The following is a 5,457-nucleotide window of genomic DNA, read 5'->3' as shown; positions in this document are numbered from 1 at the left end:
TTTTAAAATCTGCCTGTATGATTGCGCGGCAATTCCATAGATCGTTTTGCAGCCCCGTTGGAATATCTTCCGGGTTCGAAATTGATCACCACAATATATTGTGAGCATTGCTGCTCCTGGAGTTGTCATGAATATCCGCGAAGCCTTTACTTTTGACGATGTGCTGCTGCAACCGGCGGCCTCGGAAATCCTCCCCACGCAGGTCGATACCACGACCCGGCTGACCCGGGAAATCACCCTTGGCATTCCGCTGATCTCCAGCGCGATGGACACCGTGACCGAGGCGCCGATGGCCATCGCCATGGCGCAGGCGGGCGGCATCGGCGTGGTTCACAAGAACCTTGATATCGAGGAACAGGCGAACGAGGTCCGGCGGGTAAAGAAGTTCGAGGCCGGCATGGTCGTCAACCCGGTCACCATCGCGCCGGACGAGCCGCTCTCCGAAGCGCTGTTCCTGATGCAGAATAACAAAATCTCCGGCATTCCGGTGACGGAGCGCAAGTCCGGCAAGCTGGTCGGCATCCTCACCAACCGCGATGTACGCTTCGCCACCGACAGCCGCCAGCCGGTCAGCGAGCTGATGACCCATGAGAACCTTGTCACCGTGCGCGAGATGGTGACGCAGGACGAGGCCAAGCGCCTCCTCCATAAGCATAGAATCGAGAAGCTGCTCGTTGTGGATGACGAATACCGCTGCATCGGCCTGATCACGGTGAAGGATATCGAGCGCTCCACCCTCTTTCCCAATGCGTCGAAGGATGAGCAGGGGCGGCTTCGGGTCGCCGCCGCCGTCGGTATCGGCGATGACGGGATTGCGCGGGCCGAGGCGCTGATCGCCTCCGAGGTCGATGTGCTGATCGTCGATACGGCCCATGGCCATTCCAGCCGGGTGCTGGAAGCGGTCACCCGCATCAAGAAGCTCAGTAACCTGACGCAAATCATCGGCGGCAATGTCTCCACCGCCGACGGCACCAAGGCGCTGATCGATGCGGGCGTGGATGCGGTGAAAATCGGCATCGGGCCCGGCTCCATCTGCACGACGCGGATTGTGGCCGGTGTGGGCACCCCGCAGCTCACCGCCATCATGGATGCGGCGGCGGCGGCGCAAGGCTCCGGCGTTCCGGTGATTGCGGATGGTGGCATCAAGACATCGGGCGACCTTGCGAAGGCGCTCGCGGGCGGGGCAAGTTCCGCCATGATCGGCTCGCTTCTTGCGGGCACCGATGAAAGCCCGGGGGAAGTCTTCCTCTATCAGGGCCGGTCGTTCAAATCCTATCGCGGGATGGGGTCCCTCGGCGCTATGGCGCGGGGATCGGCGGACCGTTATTTCCAGCAGGAAGTCTCCGATAATCTCAAGCTCGTGCCCGAAGGGATCGAAGGAAGGGTGCCGCATCGCGGTCCGGCCAACGCGGTTATTCACCAGCTTGTCGGCGGCCTCAAGGCGGCGATGGGCTATACCGGATCGAAGGATATCCCGACATTGCAGGAGCGGGCGCAATTCGTGCGTATCACCAATGCGGGCCTGACCGAGAGCCATGTGCATGACGTCTCCATCACCCGCGAGGCGCCGAACTACCGGCAGAACGGATGACCCCGGTCGCCCGGCTTGCCGCTGCCACTGAACTGCTGGAGATGATCGGCGCGGCGGCAACCCCCGCCGAGCAGCATATCGGGACTTACTTCCGGACCCGCCGCTATGCGGGATCGAAGGATCGCCGCTGGGTCACGGAATTCGTCTATCGGGCGCTTCGCCGTCAGGGAGAACTGGACTGGGCGGCGGTTGAGGCCGGACTTGAGCCATCACCCCGAATCCGTTCTTTTTTAAGCCTGATCCTGTTTGAAGATATCGCGCCGGAGGATTTGCCCGCGACCTGGTTCGGCGGGCCGCATGGCCTCTCTGAACTGACAGCGGAGGAGGGGGCGGCACTGGCAAAAACCGCGACGCTTGATCTTTCCACCCTGCCGCCGGAGGCCGCGGGGAATTTCCCCGAATGGCTCACCGAGAAGATCACCGCGCAATATGGCGATCAGGCGGCGGCGGTGATGCGCGCCTATGGCTCCCGCGCGCCGGTGACCCTCCGGGTGAATGCCCAGAAGGGCGCGCGCAGTGATATCCAGTATTTCCTGAAAAATGAGGGGATCGATGTCACGCCGACGGCGTTGTCGCCAGACGGGTTGATCATCGAGGGTCGGGTAAATTTGAGCCGTCATCCGCTTCTGGAAAATGGCCGGATCGAATTGCAGGACGAGGCGGCGCAAATTGCCGCGCGTCTTGCCGATGCGCGTCCGGGCATGACGGTTGTGGATTACTGCGCAGGCGGCGGCGGCAAGTCTCTTGCCATGGCCGCGACCATGGACTATGCGGGCAAGATTTACGCCTTTGATACCAATGCGCGGCGGATGCGCGATATCGGGGCCCGCGCCAAGCGGGCAGGGGTCACGCTGATCGAGCCGCTGGCGATTACGGGCGATGAGGCTGATGACGAAATTTTCGCGTCCCTTGTGGGCCAGATGGACCGGGTGTTTGTCGATGCGCCCTGTTCCGGTTCCGGCACCTGGCGACGACAGCCGGACCAGAAATGGAAGCTGACCGAAGACCGGCTCGCGGAGCTCATCGCGCTGCAGGCGAATATTTTGAGTCGCGCCGCGCCGCTGGTTGCACCCGGCGGACGGCTTATTTACGCGACCTGCTCAATTCTTGCCGAGGAAAACGCCGCGCAGATCGACGCCTTTTTATTGTCACATCCGGCGTTTACGCTTCTTCCGGTGAGTGAGATCTGGGACGCTGCGGGCCTTGACGGCAACTGGACGGGCGAGATGTTCGCGGTCACGCCGAGCGAGGGCGGGCGCGATGGTTTCTTCACCGCCGTTCTTGAAAAGCGTGCCGTTCGGTCATAATTGCAGATTAAGGCGTCCTGCTCACCATCTCGTGAATCGGCGCGGCCGTTTTTTGCGATATAATTATGATCCGGCATCGCGACGGGGCCGTATAGTCCTGAAACAAGACGCTAAAACGTATGGGAGAGGTTGGGGACAATGACATTTCGCAAATTTATTCTGACAATTTTTACCGTCTTCGCGGCGCAGCTTCTGGCCGCGCAGATCGTTTTCGCGGCAGGCAGCAGCAGCCCGACCGAGGCGGAGGCCCCGAAAAGCGCGGATTTCGCCGCCGGTAAGGCCGCCATCGACGCGGAGCAGTGGGATACCGCCATCGCCGCCTTCACCAAGGTGACCGCGGACGAGCCCGACAATGCCGACGCCTATAACTATCTCGGCTATGCCAACCGCCAGATGAAGAACTACGACGCGGCCTTCGCCAACTATAACAAGGCCCTCACGATCGACCCCGATCACAAGGGCGCGAATGAGTATATCGGCGAGGCCTATTTGCAGACCGGGAACCTTGAAATGGCGGAGGAACATCTCCTGAAACTCGATGCGCTCTGCTTCTTCGGTTGCCCCGAATATACCATGCTCAAACGCGCGGTGGCGGACTATAAGGCCAAGCAAAGCTGAAGCAGCCAAAAAACTGCAAAAACACGTCATAAACGGGCTGGACAGGCACCCCCAAACTGTCTAAACCCCGTTTATGAAAAACAGTATTCTGATCATTGACTTTGGCAGTCAGGTCACCCAGCTGATCGCGCGGCGCGTCCGGGAGGCTGGGGTTTACAGCGAAATCATTCCCTTCAATACAGCGGCCGAGCGGCTGAAAGACTTCGACCCCGCCGGGATTATCCTCTCGGGCGGTCCGGCCTCGGTCATCGGCGACGAGACGCCCCGCGCACCGGAGGCTGTGTTCGAGATGGGCGTGCCCATCCTCGGCATCTGTTATGGCCAGCAGACCATGGTCAACCAGCTCGGCGGGAAAGTCGAGGCGCCGGACCACCGGGAATTCGGCCGGGCGGATATCAATGTGGTCGCGGAATGCGACCTTTTTAATGGCGTCTGGGAAGCGGGATCGCAGGATCAGGTCTGGATGAGCCATGGCGATCATGTGGTGCATATCCCCGACGGCTTCTCCGTTGTCGCCACGTCGAGCGGCGCGCCCTTTGCCGGCATTGCCAATGACGACAAGAAATTCTACGGCCTGCAGTTCCATCCCGAGGTCGTGCATACGCCGCGCGGAAGCGCCCTTATCTCCAACTTCGTGCATCGGATCTGTGGCCTCGCGGGGGATTGGACCATGGCCGCGTTCAAGGATCAGGCAATCGACGCGATCCGCCGTCAGGTCGGGGACGGCAAGGTCATCTGCGGCCTCTCGGGCGGGGTGGACAGCTCCGTCGTGGCCGTCCTCATCCATGAGGCGATCGGCGATCAGCTCACTTGCGTTTATGTCGATACGGGCCTGATGCGCGCCGGAGAATCGGAGCAGGTCGTCAGCCTGTTCCGCGATAAATACAACATCCCGCTGATCCATCGCGATGCGTCCGACCTGTTCCTGGGCGAACTTGAGGGCGTTGACGATCCCGAGACAAAACGCAAGACCATCGGCCGCATCTTCATCGATGTCTTCGACGAGGAAGCGAGCAAGGTCGGCGGCGCGGCATTCCTCGCGCAAGGGACGCTCTACCCGGACGTGATCGAGAGCGTGTCTTTCGCGGGCGGGCCCAGCGTCACCATCAAGTCGCATCATAATGTCGGTGGTCTCCCTGAGCGCATGAACATGAAGCTGGTCGAGCCCCTCCGCGAGCTTTTCAAGGACGAGGTCCGTGATCTGGGCCGGGAGCTTGGCATGGCGGCGGAACTGGTGGATCGCCACCCCTTCCCGGGGCCGGGCCTTGCCATCCGTATTCCCGGCATGATCACCCGCGAGCGGCTGGAGATTTTGCGAAAGGCCGATACCATCTATCTCGACGAGATCCGTAAAGCCGGGCTTTATAACGAGATATGGCAGGCCTTCGCCGTGCTGCTGCCCGTGCGCACCGTCGGCGTCATGGGCGATAACCGCACCTATGACTATGTCTGCGCGCTCCGGGCGGTCACCTCCACCGATGGCATGACGGCGGATTACTACCCCTTCACCCATGACTTTTTGGGCCGCGTCTCGACCCGCATCATCAATCAGGTGAAGGGCATCAACCGCGTCGTCTATGACACCACCTCCAAGCCGCCTGGAACGATTGAGTGGGAGTAGGTAGTATTAAGATCGGATAACCACACGTCAAGGACAGGAAATGGCGGGCGGAAATTAGAAATTACTATAATAAAATCAATAAGATATCGGCATTACTAGATGCCTGACCCCTTCAGCCTTCATTAAGGTTAATGCGCTAGACTTACCTGAAGTATCCGTATCAGGAGGTCATCAGTGAAGTATCGGCCAGAGATAGATGGCTTGCGCGCCGTTGCCGTTATGCTCGTCCTCCTGTATCACGCGGCATTTGGCGTTTTTGGGCGCCATGACCTGTTCAGCGCGGGTGATATCGGCGTTGATATCTTCTTCGTCATCAGCGG

Annotated in this window: 5 protein-coding genes; all 5 read left to right on the top strand. The window is 60.3% G+C overall.

All coding sequences use genetic code 11. From position 1 onward, the window contains the following. Positions 1-127: 127 nt before the first annotated feature. The gene (gene guaB / locus P1U71_RS17640) at positions 128-1,591 is read left to right on the top strand and encodes an IMP dehydrogenase (protein WP_301106988.1); all 1,464 of its coding nucleotides are present in this window, start codon (positions 128-130) and stop codon (positions 1,589-1,591) included. After that, positions 1,588-2,898, top strand: coding sequence for an RsmB/NOP family class I SAM-dependent RNA methyltransferase (locus tag P1U71_RS17635; protein WP_301106987.1), 1,311 nt, complete (start codon positions 1,588-1,590; stop codon positions 2,896-2,898). The genes guaB and P1U71_RS17635 overlap by 4 nt, the downstream gene beginning before the upstream one ends. A gap of 138 nt (positions 2,899-3,036) precedes the next feature. Next, a complete protein-coding gene (locus P1U71_RS17630) occupies positions 3,037-3,516 on the top strand; it encodes a tetratricopeptide repeat protein (RefSeq protein ID WP_301106986.1) in 480 nt (159 codons plus the stop codon). 73 nt (positions 3,517-3,589) lie between these two features. Next, a complete protein-coding gene (gene guaA / locus P1U71_RS17625) occupies positions 3,590-5,137 on the top strand; it encodes a glutamine-hydrolyzing GMP synthase (RefSeq protein WP_301106985.1) in 1,548 nt (515 codons plus the stop codon). A gap of 174 nt (positions 5,138-5,311) precedes the next feature. Continuing rightward, positions 5,312-5,457 (top strand): acyltransferase family protein (locus tag P1U71_RS18085; protein ID WP_367281220.1); only part of this gene is annotated, 146 nt, incomplete at its 3' end.

Origin of the sequence: Sneathiella sp. (assembly GCF_029233945.1) — a bacterium.
Lineage (GTDB): Bacteria > Pseudomonadota > Alphaproteobacteria > Sneathiellales > Sneathiellaceae > Sneathiella.
Note: the sequence above shows the minus strand (reverse complement) of the source record. Positions and strands in the feature narration are given on the sequence as shown.